Source organism: Microbacterium trichothecenolyticum, from assembly GCF_030818955.1.
Classification (GTDB): Bacteria; Actinomycetota; Actinomycetes; order Actinomycetales; family Microbacteriaceae; genus Microbacterium; species Microbacterium trichothecenolyticum_B.
Map to the genome: position 1 here is coordinate 3,132,953 of NZ_JAUTBF010000001.1, position 15,481 is coordinate 3,148,433.

Below are 15,481 nucleotides of genomic sequence, written 5' to 3' on the forward strand. Positions count from 1 at the left end.
TGCGCGTACCGCATCGCCAGGCACATCGCAATGCAAGGGGGCGGTTGGGACGACGATGGCACCGACGGATACGTTCACATCATGGGTGTCGACACGGCGCGGCCAGGAAGCCTTGCGGACCACGGCGAGGCGGTGATAGCGCGTCGTCGGCACTACGCCGAGTTCTTCGGCGAGGCCCCGCTTCCCGCAGATTTCGGCCTGGTCGTGGGCAATTGCCAGGCCGAGTCGTTGCGGCTCGTGATCGCCTCGGAGGAGCTTCCCGCGATCCGCGTCCCGGCCGTTCACGAACTCACCGCCGCCGATGCGGCACGCCTGCACGGCCTTCTCGCCGCGGCGGCCTTCCTGGTCGTTCAGCCCATCCGCGACGATTATCGCGGCCTGCCTCTGGGCACCGCCCAGCTGCGCGCGTCGCTGCCGCCGTCAGCGCGCGTGGTGGCCGTCCCGGCCGTGCGCTTCGCCGGGCTTCACCCCTTCCAGGCGGTTCTGCGCTTGCCCGAATACCCCGAGGATCCGCCGCTCGTGGCTTATCACGACGTCCGCACGGTCGCCGAGGCGGCGGGGCGACCCGTGCCCTCGGAGATTTCCCCCGCGGCAGTGCGCGCGCTCGCCGATGCGTCGGTCGCCGAGCTGCGTCGCCGTGAGGCGCTGGGGCTGGACATCCCGGCATCCGATCTGCTGTCCCCCGTGGTCGACGATCTGGCGCGCACGGTCAACCACCCGGGCAACGCCCTCTTCCTCCCGCTCGGCGAGCGTCTCGTCGAAGCCCTCGGCGCTCCCGGACGCGTCGTCGACCCGGGCCGGCCCCTGTTGGCGAGCGTTCGCGCGCCCCTCGAGAGCTGGGTCGTCGACGCGTGGAACCTGGATGCCGAGCCCCGGCCCGACTGGATCGTCGCCGGCGAGGTCCTTCCCGCCGCCGTCGTGCGCGAGGCGCACCTGGCCTTCTACGCCGAGCGGCCCCCGCTCCTGGCCGCCGTCGTCGCGCGCATGGAGCCGCTGCTGCTCACGTGGGGGGCTGCCGCGTGAGCGCGTCGTCGATCCCGGATGCCGCCGTGCCCGTGCTGCTCGTGCACCCCGGGTCCCACGGGGTCGCGGTCTACGCCCGCGAGATCGCCGCCGAGGTGATCCGGCATGCCCTCGGAACCCGGCTGAGCGCACCCGACGCCCTCGCGGCGGTCCCGGCCGGCACGCCCGTGCACGCTCACGTGACCGATCGGTTGTGGGGTGCCTCTCCCGAGGAGGCCGCGCGCGCCCTCACGGCTCTGGCCGGCCGGCATCCGCTCGCCGTGACGTTGCACGACGTTCCGCAAGCATCCGACGGAGAGCGCAATCTGCCCCGCCGTCGGGCGTTTTATCGAGCGGTCGCCGAGGCCGCCCGGGGTGTCGCGGTCAACAGCGTGCACGAGCATGAACTCCTGCGCGAAGAGGAGGTCTGGCACGGCGCGGTCGAGGTCGTCCCGTTGCCGGTGCAGAGCGTGGCGCCCACGGACCCCGGGCCGAGCGATGACGCAGTCGGCGTGCTGGGGTACTTCTACCCCGGGAAGGGGCATGACGAGGCGCTTGTCGCGACGGCCGCCGCGGGGATGACGCGCCTGGTCGTGCTGGGGCGGGCCTCCGACGGTCACGGTGCCGATCTCGAGGCCTTCGTTCGCCGGGCCGCCGACCGGGGTGTCGCGGTCGAGGTGACGGGATGGCTCGACGACGCTGACATGGTGCAGCGGGCCCGCCGGGTCGCGGTTCCCGTCATCGCCCACCGGCACGTGTCGGCGTCGGGATCCCTCGCCTCCTGGATCGGTTGGGGCAGGCGTCCCGTCGCGGTGCGCAACCGGTATGTCGACGAGATGGCTGCCCTGCGCCCGGGCACTCTCCAGGTCGTGGATTCCGACGCGTTGGCCGTGGCGGTGAGTACGGCGCGCGGCGATGCCGCCGGCACCTGGCACGGCATCGACCCGGTGCCGTTCGGTCGGTCCGACGCCGCCCGATCCTATGTGCGCTGGTGGGCGGAGGTGTTCCGGTGACGGTCGGCGACCAGCGCTGGAACGAACGGATGCCATGGGTCCCGGGCAACCGATGGGACTTGGTGGCGGACCGACAGCCGGAACCCCCGCGGGTGAGCGTCATCGTGACGCACTATGACCAACCCGACGAGCTCGCGCGTACGCTCGTCGCGCTTCAGCGGCAGGACCACCCGTCCGAGCTGGTGGAGATCATCGTCGCCGACGACGGTTCGCCCCGCGAGCCCACGGTTCCGGCGGGGGTGCGGCTGGTGCGCCAGGAAGATCGGGGGTTCCGTGCCGCCGCCGCCCGTAATCTGGGTGCCGCGGCAGCGACGGGCGAGGTGCTCTGTTTCCTCGACGCCGACACCGCCCCGGAGCCGTCGTACGTGCGTCGCCTCTCGCGCCTTCCCGCCCTGCTCCCGGAGGCAGTGACGGTCGGGCGGAGGCGGCATGCCGATCTGGCGGGACTCGCTGCCGAAACACCCGTCGAGCAGGCGGGGCCCACCCGCGAGCTGCCCGAGCCGGCGTGGTTGCGCGAGGCCTACACCCGTAGCGAGAACCTTCTCCACGCCGACGACCGCTCGTACCGGTATGTCATCAGCGCGGTGGCGGCGTGCTCACGGACGTTCTTCGAAGAGCTCGGGGGATTCGACGAATCATTCTCGTCGTACGGCGGCGAGGACTGGGAGTGGGCGCACCGCGCGTGGCAGGCGGGTGCGGTGCTGGCGCACGTGCCCGATGCCGTGGCCTGGCACGACGGACCCGACTGGGCCGACCGCGAAGGGGTCGACCGCGCTCGCGAGGGCAATCGTCAGACGATGCGGCTCGCGTCGATGATCCCGGTGGCGGGATCCGCGGGGCGTGGACTTCTTCCGGCGAAGCCGGACCTGCTCGTGCATCTGCCCGCGCAGCTCCCGGCGTCGGCGCAGTTCGCGTGCGTCGATTCCCTCCTCGCGGCGTTCCCCCGCGCGACGGTGGTTCTGCCGGATCCGAGTGACGAGCCTCTGATCGGCGGCGACCCCCGCGTACGCGTGGACGATGGGGGTCTCGACGACGACGTGCGCGTCACCCTTCGCCTCGAGCGGGCCGTGGTGATCCTCGACCCGAGCCCGTTGTCGGCGGCCCTGGCGTCGTTGGGCCACGACGGACGGGGTTCGCTTCGCGTGGTGTCGCAGGAGGGCGTCGCCATCGGACGCGCTGAGGCGCGACGCGCACGGCGACGTCTGCAGCGGTGGGGCACGTCCGCGGGATTCGAGGAGCAGGCCGTGACCTTCGAGGGCGTGCACGCCGTCCGTGACGAGCCGCACCTCGAGGCATGGGTCGGAGAGTGGGGCGGGAAGGACCGCCTCGTCTGAGGAACACCACCGTTCGTCGCTGAGCACACGTTCTGCCGCGTTTTTCCGCGGTTTCGGGTGTGCGACACGCCCGGGCGGCGCTGTGGATTGGACGAGTGGGCGGGATCCGCGTAACTTATTACTTGTTCGCCCCACAGGGGAGAGCGGAGCGGCCGAAAGGCCCCGCGTCCTCTCAAGTGGTGAACCGCCCCCAATACAAACACTTGAAAGTTTCGTCTTTCTGGTCTAAGGTTGGGATCCTGCCACTCGGCACATGTCATCGACACAAACTCTTCTTCGCGAAGTAGCTCTGCGTTGTTTTGACGGTCGAGGCGGCACACAAGAGAAGTGAACTGCCTCACGGGTAGGTCGAGAGATCGTTTCTGTGGGTGCGTCCGTTCCTTGAGAACTCAACAGCGTGCACTTGTCAAATGCCAATTTATTCCTCGTCGGTCCGTTTTTCGGATTGCGAGAAATTCCTTTGGATCAAAGTCCAACTCTTTCGGGGGTTGGCGATGGATAGTCAGCAATGATTTATCTTTTTGGTCAGATTGAACTCGCTTGTCCCGGCCTTATTCCGGTTGGGCGGCATTTTTCTTTTACGGAGAGTTTGATCCTGGCTCAGGATGAACGCTGGCGGCGTGCTTAACACATGCAAGTCGAACGGTGAAGCCAAGCTTGCTTGGTGGATCAGTGGCGAACGGGTGAGTAACACGTGAGCAACCTGCCCTGGACTCTGGGATAAGCGCTGGAAACGGCGTCTAATACTGGATATGAGCTTTCACCGCATGGTGGGGGTTGGAAAGATTTTTCGGTCTGGGATGGGCTCGCGGCCTATCAGCTTGTTGGTGAGGTAATGGCTCACCAAGGCGTCGACGGGTAGCCGGCCTGAGAGGGTGACCGGCCACACTGGGACTGAGACACGGCCCAGACTCCTACGGGAGGCAGCAGTGGGGAATATTGCACAATGGGCGGAAGCCTGATGCAGCAACGCCGCGTGAGGGATGACGGCCTTCGGGTTGTAAACCTCTTTTAGCAGGGAAGAAGCGAGAGTGACGGTACCTGCAGAAAAAGCGCCGGCTAACTACGTGCCAGCAGCCGCGGTAATACGTAGGGCGCAAGCGTTATCCGGAATTATTGGGCGTAAAGAGCTCGTAGGCGGTTTGTCGCGTCTGCTGTGAAATCCCGAGGCTCAACCTCGGGCCTGCAGTGGGTACGGGCAGACTAGAGTGCGGTAGGGGAGATTGGAATTCCTGGTGTAGCGGTGGAATGCGCAGATATCAGGAGGAACACCGATGGCGAAGGCAGATCTCTGGGCCGTAACTGACGCTGAGGAGCGAAAGGGTGGGGAGCAAACAGGCTTAGATACCCTGGTAGTCCACCCCGTAAACGTTGGGAACTAGTTGTGGGGACCATTCCACGGTTTCCGTGACGCAGCTAACGCATTAAGTTCCCCGCCTGGGGAGTACGGCCGCAAGGCTAAAACTCAAAGGAATTGACGGGGACCCGCACAAGCGGCGGAGCATGCGGATTAATTCGATGCAACGCGAAGAACCTTACCAAGGCTTGACATACACCAGAACACCGTAGAAATACGGGACTCTTTGGACACTGGTGAACAGGTGGTGCATGGTTGTCGTCAGCTCGTGTCGTGAGATGTTGGGGTTAAGTCCCGCAACGAGCGCAACCCTCGTTCTATGTTGCCAGCACGTAATGGTGGGAACTCATGGGATACTGCCGGGGTCAACTCGGAGGAAGGTGGGGATGACGTCAAATCATCATGCCCCTTATGTCTTGGGCTTCACGCATGCTACAATGGCCGGTACAAAGGGCTGCAATACCGTGAGGTGGAGCGAATCCCAAAAAGCCGGTCCCAGTTCGGATTGAGGTCTGCAACTCGACCTCATGAAGTCGGAGTCGCTAGTAATCGCAGATCAGCAACGCTGCGGTGAATACGTTCCCGGGTCTTGTACACACCGCCCGTCAAGTCATGAAAGTCGGTAACACCTGAAGCCGGTGGCCTAACCCTTGTGGAGGGAGCCGTCGAAGGTGGGATCGGTAATTAGGACTAAGTCGTAACAAGGTAGCCGTACCGGAAGGTGCGGCTGGATCACCTCCTTTCTAAGGAGCATCTGACGCCCTGTAGTGGGGTTGTTCAGGCGCCAGGTCAGTACCGAATGTGTGCTGCTGGTTAGCTCATGGGTGGAACATTTGACTTGGTGCTCATGCCGATATCTTCGGGTCTAGTACGCAGCTTGCTGTGGGAACGGTCCGGGTTGGAGGGGTGGGGACATGCACGCTGTTGGGTCCTGAGGGGCCGGGCGCTGATCGGGCTAGTCGGAAGGCTGGTGGTGGTTGGTGGCTGTTCCTCGAGGGCCTGTTCTGGCGCCACGGTTGTGGTTGCTGGGGTGGGTACCGCCCGTACTTTGAGAACTACACAGTGGACGCGAGCATCTTCGACATGATCCTTCGGGATGGTGTCGTGAAGATGATCTTAAAGATCATTAGTCAATTTTTTGACGATTCAACTCATGTGATTTCAAGTCTTTAAGAGCAAACGGTGGATGCCTTGGCATCTGGAGCCGAAGAAGGACGTAGCAATCTGCGATAAGCCTCGGGGAACTGATAAGCGAGTTTTGATCCGAGGATGTCCGAATGGGGAAAACCCCGCCAGGGCGCGTGCGTACCTGGTGACTCCCGCCTGAATATATAGGGCGGGTAGAGGGAACGTGGGGAAGTGAAACATCTCAGTACCCACAGGAAGAGAAAGCAACAGCGATTCCGTGAGTAGTGGCGAGCGAAACCGGAAGAGGCTAAACCTAGCGTGTGTGATAGCCGGCAGGCGTTGCATGTTGGGGGTTGTGGGACTTTTCTGATTGTTCTGCCGAGCAGTCGACGTGACAAGAGGGTATAGACGAACGGTTTTGAATGGCCGGTCATAGAGGGTGCGAACCCCGTAGTCGAAATGCCTGTTCTTGGCGTGAAGAGTATCCCAAGTAGCACGGGGCCCGAGAAATCCCGTGTGAATCTGTCAGGACCACCTGATAAGCCTAAATACTCCCAGATGACCGATAGCGGACAAGTACCGTGAGGGAAAGGTGAAAAGTACCCCGGGAGGGGAGTGAAATAGTACCTGAAACCGTTTGCTTACAAACCGTTGGAGCCTCCTTAGTAGGGGTGACAGCGTGCCTTTTGAAGAATGAGCCTGCGAGTTAGCGATACGTGGCGAGGTTAACCCGTGTGGGGTAGCCGTAGCGAAAGCGAGTCTGAATAGGGCGATTCAGTCGCGTGTCCTAGACCCGAAGCGAAGTGATCTATCCATGGCCAGGTTGAAGCGACGGTAAGACGTCGTGGAGGACCGAACCCACTTAGGTTGAAAACTGAGGGGATGAGCTGTGGATAGGGGTGAAAGGCCAATCAAACTTCGTGATAGCTGGTTCTCTCCGAAATGCATTTAGGTGCAGCGTTGCGTGTTTCTTGCCGGAGGTAGAGCTACTGGATGGCCGATGGGCCCTACAAGGTTACTGACGTCAGCCAAACTCCGAATGCCGGTAAGTGAGAGCGCAGCAGTGAGACTGTGGGGGATAAGCTTCATAGTCGAGAGGGAAACAACCCAGACCACCAACTAAGGTCCCTAAGCGCGTGCTAAGTGGGAAAGGATGTGGAGTTGCTTTGACAACCAGGAGGTTGGCTTAGAAGCAGCCACCCTTGAAAGAGTGCGTAATAGCTCACTGGTCAAGTGATTCCGCGCCGACAATGTAACGGGGCTCAAGCACGCCACCGAAGTTGTGGCATTGACATTTTTGGTAGGCCTTCGTGGTCCAGCCGTGTTGATGGGTAGGAGAGCGTCGTGTGGCGAGTGAAGCGGCGGGGTGACCCAGCCGTGGACGCTACACGAGTGAGAATGCAGGCATGAGTAGCGAAAGACGTGTGAGAAACACGTCCTCCGAAAGACCAAGGGTTCCAGGGTCAAGCTAATCTTCCCTGGGTAAGTCGGGACCTAAGGCGAGGCCGACAGGCGTAGTCGATGGACAACGGGTTGATATTCCCGTACCGGCGAAGAACCGCCCCAGTCAATCCAGTGGTGCTAAGAGTCCTAGCTCATGCTTTAGCTGATCCCTTCGGGGTGAGGCGGGTGTGTGTGAACGCTCGACCCCATGCTGGTGCGGCTAGCGTATTAACAGGTGTGACGCAGGAAGGTAGCCCAAGCCAGGCGATGGTTGTCCTGGTGCAAGTGCGTAGGCCGACTCTTAGGCAAATCCGGGAGTCATTCAGGCTGAGACACGATGCGGATAAAAAGTGGGTGATCCTATGCTGCCGAGAAAAGCATCGACGCGAGGTTCTAGCTGCCCGTACCCCAAACCGACTCAGGTGGTCAGGTAGAGAATACCAAGGAGATCGAGAGAATCGTGGTTAAGGAACTCGGCAAAATGCCCCCGTAACTTCGGGAGAAGGGGGGCCATCCACTTATTAGGACTTGCTCCGAAAGGGTGTGGTGGCCGCAGAGACTAGTGGGTAGCGACTGTTTACTAAAAACACAGGTCCGTGCCAAGTCGCAAGACGATGTATACGGACTGACGCCTGCCCGGTGCTGGAAGGTTAAGAGGACCGGTTAGCCGCAAGGCGAAGCTGAGAATTTAAGCCCCAGTAAACGGCGGTGGTAACTATAACCATCCTAAGGTAGCGAAATTCCTTGTCGGGTAAGTTCCGACCTGCACGAATGGCGTAACGACTTCCCAACTGTCTCAACCGCGAACTCGGCGAAATTGCATTACGAGTAAAGATGCTCGTTACGCGCAGCAGGACGGAAAGACCCCGTGACCTTTACTACAGCTTGGTATTGGTGTTCGGTGTGGCTTGTGTAGGATAGGTGGGAGACGTTGAAGCATTCACGCCAGTGAGTGTGGAGTCATTGTTGAAATACCACTCTGGTCACTCTGGATATCTAACTTAGGACCGTGATCCGGTTCAGGGACAGTGCCTGGTGGGTAGTTTAACTGGGGCGGTTGCCTCCCAAAATGTAACGGAGGCGCCCAAAGGTTCCCTCAACCTGGTTGGCAATCAGGTGGCGAGTGTAAGTGCACAAGGGAGCTTGACTGTGAGACTGACAGGTCGAGCAGGGACGAAAGTCGGGACTAGTGATCCGGCAGTGGCTTGTGGAAGCGCTGTCGCTCAACGGATAAAAGGTACCTCGGGGATAACAGGCTGATCTTGCCCAAGAGTCCATATCGACGGCATGGTTTGGCACCTCGATGTCGGCTCGTCGCATCCTGGGGCTGGAGTAGGTCCCAAGGGTTGGGCTGTTCGCCCATTAAAGCGGTACGCGAGCTGGGTTTAGAACGTCGTGAGACAGTTCGGTCCCTATCCGCTGCGCGCGTAGGAAGTTTGAGAGGATCTGACCCTAGTACGAGAGGACCGGGTTGGACGAACCTCTGGTGTGTCAGTTGTTCCGCCAGGAGCACCGCTGATTAGCTACGTTCGGGATGGATAACCGCTGAAAGCATCTAAGCGGGAAGCCGGCCTCAAGATGAGACTTCCATGCCCTTTGGGGTGAGAGGCTCCCAGCCAGACTACTGGGTTGATAGGCCGGATGTGGAAGCGTAGTAATACGTGAAGCTGACCGGTACTAATAAGCCGATGACTTGATAACACACCGTTTTTGGTGCTTGCGTCCACTGAGTGGTTCTCGATGTACGGTCGGGAACGCAGCAATGATTGATCGTTGTTGGTTTTTGAAACATCAATAGTGTTTCGGCGGCCATAGCGAGAGGGAAACGCCCGGTTACATTCCGAACCCGGAAGCTAAGCCTCTCAGCGCCGATGGTACTGCAGGGGGGACCCTGTGGGAGAGTAGGACACCGCCGGACTTCCTTTAACGAAATGGCCACCCAAAGCTGGGTGGCCATTTCGCATTTACGGACCTTTTCCGGGGAGGACAGTCATGTCGACCGACGACGCGAACGACCGCAAGAGCAACGAAGGACGCTCCGGCGACCGCGCATCCGGTCGCGCGCCGTCGTCTCGCGGTGGGGGGCCAGCTCCGCGTGGCGACCGATCCTCCCGTCGCGACAACGAGGGACGTTCGTCACGATCGGGCGGCGACCGAGCCGGACGTGACGGCGATCGTCCGTTCCACCGGGACAAGGACTCCCGTCCGCGTCGAGAAGGAGACCGTCCCGTCCGTCGTGATGGTCAGGGTTCTGGCCGACCGCCACGTGACGGCGACCGAGCCGCACGTCGCGACGGCGACCGTCCTTTCCGTCGCGATGGTCAGGGTGCGGGCCGTCCCGGACGGGACGGCGACCGTCCCGTCCGTCGTGATGGTCAGGGTTCTGGCCGACCGCCCCGCGATGGTGATCGTCCCGTCCGCCGGGAGGGGGACCGTCCGTTCCGTCGCGACAACGACGCGCGTCCGCCGCGCGACGGTGACCGTCCATTCCGTCGTGACGGGGAGGTGCGCGGTTTCCGGGGCGCCGATCGGCGCCCCTCGGGCGATCGTCGCCCGGGTGCGGGCGCGCCGCGTCGTTTCGACCGTGATGATGCCCGCGTCACGCGGCCGCCTCAGGATCGGCGCGAACGCGGTCCCGAGATCCCCGAGGAGGTCACCGCGTGGGACCTGCCCGGCGCGGCCCGCAACGAGCTGAAGACGCTGAGCAAGGACAATGCGGAGAATGTCGCGCGCCATCTGGCCATGGCTGCACGACTCATCGACGACGACCCCGAACTCGCCCACCAGCACGCGCTGGCGGCTTCCCGCAGTGCGGGACGTGTCGGCGTCGTGCGCGAGACCGTCGCGATCACGGCCTACGCCGTGGGCGACTTCGCGCTGGCGCTGCGCGAGTTGCGCACGCACCGCCGCATCACCGGCTCCGACGAGCAGTTGCCACTGATCGTCGACAGTGAGCGTGGAGTGGGTCGTCCCGATCGCGCCCTCGAGGAGGGTCGTGCCGTCGACCGGTCGACGCTGTCCGTCCCCGTGCGGGTTCAGCTGGCGATCGCGATGTCGGGCGCGCGACTGGATCTCGGCCAGACCGATCGGGCTCTGCAGGAGCTCGAGATTCCCGAGGCGGACCCCGACCGGGCATTCGAGTGGAGCCCCGCGTTGTTTGCGGCGCGTGCAGCGGTGTTGGAGGAGCTCGGGCGCGACGAGGAAGCTGCCGAGTGGGACCGTCGCGCGAGGATCGCCGCCGAGGCACTCGACGCCGCGGCGGGCGTCGCCGACCGTGAGGTGATCGTCGTCGAGGAGATCGACCTGATCGACGACGAAGGCGGTGTCGATGTGGCATCCGGAGTCATCCCCAGCGCGGATGTCGACGAGATCGATGGCGCGGACGCGGGCCAGGACACCGCCGGTGCGGACGCGTCCACGTCTGAGGAGGGCGACCCGCGATGATCTTCGGGAAGAGCAAGGCCCAGGCGACCCCGCTCGACGGGATCGACGTGGTGCTCGCCGATCTCGACGGTGTGGTCTACGCCGGTCCCGGCGCCCTTCCCCACGCGGTCGACAGCCTGAACCGGGCGCACGACGAAGGGCGTCGCCTCGGGTACATCACGAACAACGCCTCGCGCACCGACGCGTCCGTCGCGGCGCACCTCACCTCGCTGGGGCTGCGCGTCGCCGCCGATGACGTAACCACGAGCCCCCAAGCTGCCATGCGCCTCATGCGTGATCTGGTGCCCGCGGGCTCCACGCTCCTCGTCGTCGGCGGCGAAGGACTCGTCGTCGAGGTCGAGAAGGCCGGATTCGTCGTGACGCGCAGCGCCGATGATGCGCCGGCCGCGGTCGTCCAGGGCTTCGCGCCCGAGGTCGGCTGGCTGCAGCTGGCCGAGGCCGCCTATGCGCTCGCGACCCCCGTCGAAGAGGGCGGCATCCCGTGGGTGGCGACGAACACCGACTGGACCATCCCCCAGGCGCGCGGCATCGCTCCGGGCAACGGCACGCTCGTCTCGGCCGTGCACACCGCGGTGGGCCGGCTCGCCACGATCGCGGGCAAACCGGAGCGACCCATCTTCGACGAAGCGCTTTCGCGCACCGGCGCACGGGCTCCGCTGTTCATCGGCGATCGTCTCGACACCGACATCCAGGGTGCACGTACCGCGGGCATACCGTCGGTCCTCGTGCTCACGGGGATCGACCGGCCGAAGCAGGTACTGGCCGCGATCGCCTCCCAACGTCCGGACTACATCGTGGAAGACCTGCGGCAACTCTTCGAGCCGTACCCGGCCACCATCGTCAAGGGAGAGCGGACGCGCGTCGGCGATGCGATCGTCGAGATCGACGGCGTCGATCTGCGCATCCTCGCAGAAGGGGACCGTCAGATCGACCTGCTGCGCGCGGGAGCCGCAGCAATCTGGAACTCCGGACGCGCGATCTTCGGCTTCCGCGTTCCCGAGAAGCTGTACGCCGACCCGTTCCGCGTGCGCTGACCTCGGTAGCATGGCATCCATGTCGGACAGCACCGCGCCGGATGCCGCGCCCGAACTGCTCGATCGCCTGCGGGTGATCGAGGAGCAGCCGCTGGCCGCGCGTGCCGAGGCCTACGCCGCGGTGCACGAGGAGTTGGCCCGGCGCCTCGAATCCGCGCCGACCGACGCCGCGGCATCCCTGCGCTCGTGAGCGCGCGCCTCGACGCCGCTCTCGCGGCACGCGGGTTGGCGCGTTCCCGCTCCCACGCAGCCCAGCTGATCGCCGACGGTCTGGTCAGCGTCGATGGACGGCCGGTGGTCAAGGCGGCGACGTCGGTCGGCGACGACAGCGTTCTCGAGGTCGCGGGTGCGGATCATTACGTCAGCCGCGCGGCTCACAAGCTCATCGCCGCACTCGACGCGTTCGACGTGCACGTCAACGGCGCGGTCGCCCTCGACCTCGGCGCCTCGACCGGAGGTTTCACACAGGTCTTGCGCGAACGCGGGGCGCGTCCTGTCCTGGCCGTCGACGTCGGACACGGACAGTTGTCCACCGTCATCTCCGCCGACCCCGACGTGGTGTCGGTGGAGGGGTATAACGTGCGGTTCATGACCGCCGACTCCCTCGCCGCCGCCACCGGAATCGCCGAGCGCCCCCGGGCCGTCACGGGCGATCTCTCCTTCATCTCTCTCCATCACGTCATCCCCGCGATCGCCGATACCGCTGACTCCGATGCCGACGTCGTCCTGCTGATCAAGCCCCAATTCGAGGTGGGCCGCACCGCGGTGAAGGGTGGGCTCGTCACAGACCCCGCGCTGCGGTCAGACGCTGTCCACGGTGTGCTGTGGGCGGCGTGGGACGCCGGTCTGCGCACGAACGGACTCATCGCATCGCCCATCGTCGGAACCCACGGCAACCAGGAGTACGTTGCGTGGTTCTCGGCCGCCCACGGCACGAACCCCTCAGAATGGGAGAGCACCGTGACCCGATTGACCGGAAGCCGATGACCTCCAGCGAACGCCGCATCCTCCTCGTCGTCCACGCGCGCCGCGACGACACTGTTCAGGCCGCCCAGCGCATCATCTCGGCGGTGCGGGCAGCCGGAGCGGTTCCTGTCGTGTCGCTCGAGGACCGACCCGAGCTCGCTGAACGGCTCTCGCTCGAGGCCGTGGCCACGCTGGGCGTCGACGTCGAAATAGACGACGTCGAGCTGGCCATCGTGCTCGGGGGCGACGGAACGATCCTGCGGGCAGCCGAGATGGTGCGGGGCGGGACGGCTCCCATCCTGGGGATCAACATGGGGCACGTGGGATTCCTCGCCGAGATCGAGCGCGACGACATGGACGACGCGGTCCGACGTGTCATCGCGCGCGACTACGCGGTCGAAGAACGCCTGGCTCTCGCCGTGAAGATCCAAGACGCCGACGATCGCGTCATCTTCGAGACGTGGGCACTGAACGAGGCCACGGTCGAGAAGGCGAGCCGCGAACGCATGCTCGAGGTGGTCATGGCCGTCGACGGGCGACCCCTGTCGTCGTTCGGATGCGACGGCGTCGTCATCGCGACCCCCACGGGTTCCACGGCCTACAACTTCTCCGCGGGAGGACCGGTCGTGTGGCCGACGGTCGAGGCGATCGCCGTCGTGCCCCTCTCCGCCCACGCGCTTTTCGCCCGCCCCCTGGTCGTCGGCCCCGACGCCAGCGTCGCGGTGGAGGTGCTCGAGCGCACCAGCGGAAGCGGCATCCTATGGTGCGACGGCAGGCGCTCGCACGAGCTGCCTCCCGGCGCCAGGGTCGTCGTCCGGCGGTCCTCGCGTCCGGTACGTCTCGCACGGCTCCACCCTGCCGCGTTCACCGAGCGACTGGTCCGAAAGTTCCGCCTCCCGGTCACCGGGTGGCGTGGCGCTGGCGGAGGTGCCGCATGATCGAGGAGATGCGCCTGCGCGATCTCGGCGTGATCGCCGACGCCACCTTGCCGATGGGGCGCGGTTTCACCGCCATCACCGGTGAAACCGGCGCGGGAAAGACGATGGTGGTGACCGGCCTCGGTCTGCTGCTCGGCCAGCGCGCCGACTCCGGTGCCGTCCGCAAGGGCGCCGCGCAGGCCGCGGTGGAGGGGGTCTGGATCGTGCCCGAAGACGGCGCGGTCGCTGCCCGCGTGCGCGAGGCTGGCGGCGACGTCGAGCCCGTCGGCGGGGGCGCCGCTGAGCTGTACCTGGGCCGCACCGTCTCGAGCGAAGGACGCGGACGCGCCACCGTGGGAGGACGCACCGCACCCGCGGGGGTCCTCGCCGACCTGGCCGACGATCTCGTCGTCGTGCACGGGCAGTCCGACCAACTGCGGCTGAAGTCATCGTCGGCCCAGCGCGAGGCCCTCGACCGTTTCGGCGGCGAGCCGGTGACCACGGCTCGCGCGGCTTACAGCGCGGCATGGGACGCCTGGCGTGCGGTGGACGCCGAGCTGGCCGCCCTCACCGCAGACCGCGACGACCGCGCGCGCGAGGCCGAGCAGCTGCGCGCCGCGATCGCCGAGATCGAAGCCGCGGCGCCCGTCGCCGGCGAGGACGAAGAACTCGCCCGTCGGGCCGAGCGGCTCACCAACGCCGAAGAACTGCGGGTGGCGGCGGTCACGGCCCATGCCGCCTTGTCGAACGACGACGGCACGCCCGACGTGATCACGCTGCTGGCCGAAGCGCGCCGCGTTCTCGAGCGCATCGCCGGAAGCGATGACGCCCTCGCCGCAATCGGAGAGCAGGTGGCCGACCTCGGCTACCGCGCCACTGACGTCTCGGTGGCGCTGTCGGGCTACCTCGCCGACCTCGACGAATCCGGCCCGCACGAACTCGCCGCCGTCGACGAGCGGCGCGGTGTGCTCGCCGGCCTCGCCCGCACGCACGGGTCGGTGGATGCCGCGATCGCGCTGCTCGAGACCGGTTCGGCCCGTCTCGTCGAGCTCGACGACGACGGAGACCGGCTCGAGCGTCTCGAGGCCCAGCGCGACACCGCCGCGGACGCACTCGACGAGGCGGCGGCGGCTCTCACCGCTGCACGTCGCGAAGCGGCCCAGCGCTTGAGCGCGGCCGTCACAGAGGAGTTGCACGCGCTGGCTCTGCCCGACGCGCGTCTGACGGTCGACGTAGCGCCAGCCACCCCCGCGGGGCACGGCCGCGACGAAGTGTCGATCCTGCTCGCGCCGCACCCGGGCGCCGACCCGCGTCCCGTATCGCGAGGCGCCTCCGGCGGAGAGCTCAGCCGCGTCATGCTCGCCATCGAGGTCGTCATCGCCGGGGTCGACCCCGTGCCCACCTTCGTCTTCGACGAGGTCGACGCCGGGATCGGTGGAGCCGCCGCGATCGAGGTCGGACGCCGCCTCGCGCGTCTCGCAGAATCGTCGCAGGTCATCGCGGTGACGCACCTCGCTCAGGTGGCGGCGTTCGCCGGCAACCACCTGACCGTCGTGAAGGGCAACGACGGTGCGGTCACGGCATCCAGCGTCCGGCGGCTCGACGGCGCCGAACGCGAGGCCGAGATGGCTCGTCTGCTGTCGGGGCTGAGCGACTCGGATGCGGCGCTGACACACGCGCGGGAGCTGCTCGAGACGGGGCGCGCCGTCGGCTGAGCGCCGCCCGTTCGGCGCCGCCGGCCGACCCGCGACCGGACTCGGGATCGTCATGTCGTCGTGACCCGGATGTCGGAGGGGCCTGCAAGACTGCCGGGCAACGCGGGAGGAATCCGCGCGTTCCATGC

The 15,481-nt window shown here is 65.4% G+C and carries 10 protein-coding genes and 3 rRNA genes; 12 read left to right on the forward strand and 1 reads right to left on the reverse strand.

Annotated elements, in window-relative coordinates:
- Window positions 1-81: 81 nt before the first annotated feature.
- The 6 genes from QE412_RS14780 (at window position 82) to rrf (ending at window position 9,195) form a co-directional block, all read left to right on the forward strand.
- The gene (locus tag QE412_RS14780) at window positions 82-1,023 is read left to right on the forward strand and encodes a WcbI family polysaccharide biosynthesis putative acetyltransferase (RefSeq protein ID WP_307485486.1); all 942 of its coding nucleotides are present in this window, start codon (window positions 82-84) and stop codon (window positions 1,021-1,023) included.
- Window positions 1,020-2,015 (forward strand): hypothetical protein, encoded by a 996-nt coding sequence (locus QE412_RS14785; protein WP_307485488.1) that lies wholly within the window; start codon window positions 1,020-1,022, stop codon window positions 2,013-2,015. The genes QE412_RS14780 and QE412_RS14785 overlap by 4 nt, the downstream gene beginning before the upstream one ends.
- A 92-nt stretch (window positions 2,016-2,107) precedes the next feature.
- The gene (locus QE412_RS14790; protein WP_307485492.1) at window positions 2,108-3,349 is read left to right on the forward strand and encodes a glycosyltransferase family 2 protein; all 1,242 of its coding nucleotides are present in this window, start codon (window positions 2,108-2,110) and stop codon (window positions 3,347-3,349) included.
- 577 nt (window positions 3,350-3,926) lie between these two features.
- Window positions 3,927-5,449 (forward strand): 16S ribosomal RNA (locus QE412_RS14795).
- A 416-nt stretch (window positions 5,450-5,865) separates the two neighbouring features.
- Window positions 5,866-8,978: ribosomal RNA gene (locus QE412_RS14800) — 23S ribosomal RNA — on the forward strand.
- A 100-nt stretch (window positions 8,979-9,078) separates the two neighbouring features.
- Window positions 9,079-9,195 (forward strand): 5S ribosomal RNA (gene rrf, locus QE412_RS14805).
- The 16S, 23S and 5S rRNA genes sit together here, the layout of an rRNA operon.
- A 218-nt stretch (window positions 9,196-9,413) precedes the next feature.
- On the opposite strand, the gene QE412_RS14810 is transcribed toward rrf, so the two are convergent.
- The gene (locus QE412_RS14810) at window positions 9,414-10,013 is read right to left on the reverse strand and encodes a hypothetical protein (RefSeq protein ID WP_307485495.1); all 600 of its coding nucleotides are present in this window, start codon (window positions 10,011-10,013) and stop codon (window positions 9,414-9,416) included.
- A 6-nt stretch (window positions 10,014-10,019) separates the two neighbouring features.
- On the opposite strand from QE412_RS14810, the gene QE412_RS14815 reads away from it, so the two are divergent.
- From QE412_RS14815 to recN, 6 genes are read left to right on the forward strand one after another with little or no spacing between them, the layout of a single operon-like run.
- Window positions 10,020-10,721 (forward strand): hypothetical protein, encoded by a 702-nt coding sequence (locus tag QE412_RS14815; RefSeq protein WP_307485498.1) that lies wholly within the window; start codon window positions 10,020-10,022, stop codon window positions 10,719-10,721.
- Window positions 10,718-11,755 carry an HAD-IIA family hydrolase gene (locus QE412_RS14820; protein ID WP_307485503.1) on the forward strand — a complete coding sequence of 346 codons (1,038 nt, stop codon included), beginning with the start codon at window positions 10,718-10,720 and terminating at the stop codon, window positions 11,753-11,755. The genes QE412_RS14815 and QE412_RS14820 overlap by 4 nt, the downstream gene beginning before the upstream one ends.
- Window positions 11,756-11,774: 19 nt before the next feature.
- A complete protein-coding gene (locus QE412_RS14825) occupies window positions 11,775-11,945 on the forward strand; it encodes a hypothetical protein (protein ID WP_307485507.1) in 171 nt (56 codons plus the stop codon).
- Window positions 11,942-12,742, forward strand: coding sequence for a TlyA family RNA methyltransferase (locus QE412_RS14830; protein WP_307485509.1), 801 nt, complete (start codon window positions 11,942-11,944; stop codon window positions 12,740-12,742). Before QE412_RS14825 ends, QE412_RS14830 begins: the two co-directional genes overlap by 4 nt.
- Window positions 12,739-13,659: an NAD kinase gene (locus QE412_RS14835; protein ID WP_307485513.1), complete on the forward strand. Its 921-nt coding sequence runs from the start codon at window positions 12,739-12,741 to the stop codon at window positions 13,657-13,659. The genes QE412_RS14830 and QE412_RS14835 overlap by 4 nt, the downstream gene beginning before the upstream one ends.
- Window positions 13,656-15,353: a DNA repair protein RecN gene (gene recN, locus QE412_RS14840; protein ID WP_307485516.1), complete on the forward strand. Its 1,698-nt coding sequence runs from the start codon at window positions 13,656-13,658 to the stop codon at window positions 15,351-15,353. Before QE412_RS14835 ends, recN begins: the two co-directional genes overlap by 4 nt.
- The last annotated feature ends 128 nt before the right edge of the window (window positions 15,354-15,481 follow it).

Excerpts from the sequence above, each read along its gene's own strand:
- QE412_RS14780 (WP_307485486.1), top strand. The coding sequence starts at position 82 with ATGGGTGTCGACACGGCGCGGCCAGGAAGCCTTGCGGACCACGGCGAG.
- QE412_RS14810 (WP_307485495.1), bottom strand. The coding sequence starts at position 10,013 with ATGGCGCGCGACATTCTCCGCATTGTCCTTGCTCAGCGTCTTCAGCTC.
- QE412_RS14815 (WP_307485498.1), top strand. The coding sequence starts at position 10,020 with ATGGCTGCACGACTCATCGACGACGACCCCGAACTCGCCCACCAGCAC.
- QE412_RS14820 (WP_307485503.1), top strand. The coding sequence starts at position 10,718 with ATGATCTTCGGGAAGAGCAAGGCCCAGGCGACCCCGCTCGACGGGATC.
- QE412_RS14825 (WP_307485507.1), top strand. The coding sequence starts at position 11,775 with ATGTCGGACAGCACCGCGCCGGATGCCGCGCCCGAACTGCTCGATCGC.
- QE412_RS14835 (WP_307485513.1), top strand. The coding sequence starts at position 12,739 with ATGACCTCCAGCGAACGCCGCATCCTCCTCGTCGTCCACGCGCGCCGC.
- recN (WP_307485516.1), top strand. The coding sequence starts at position 13,656 with ATGATCGAGGAGATGCGCCTGCGCGATCTCGGCGTGATCGCCGACGCC.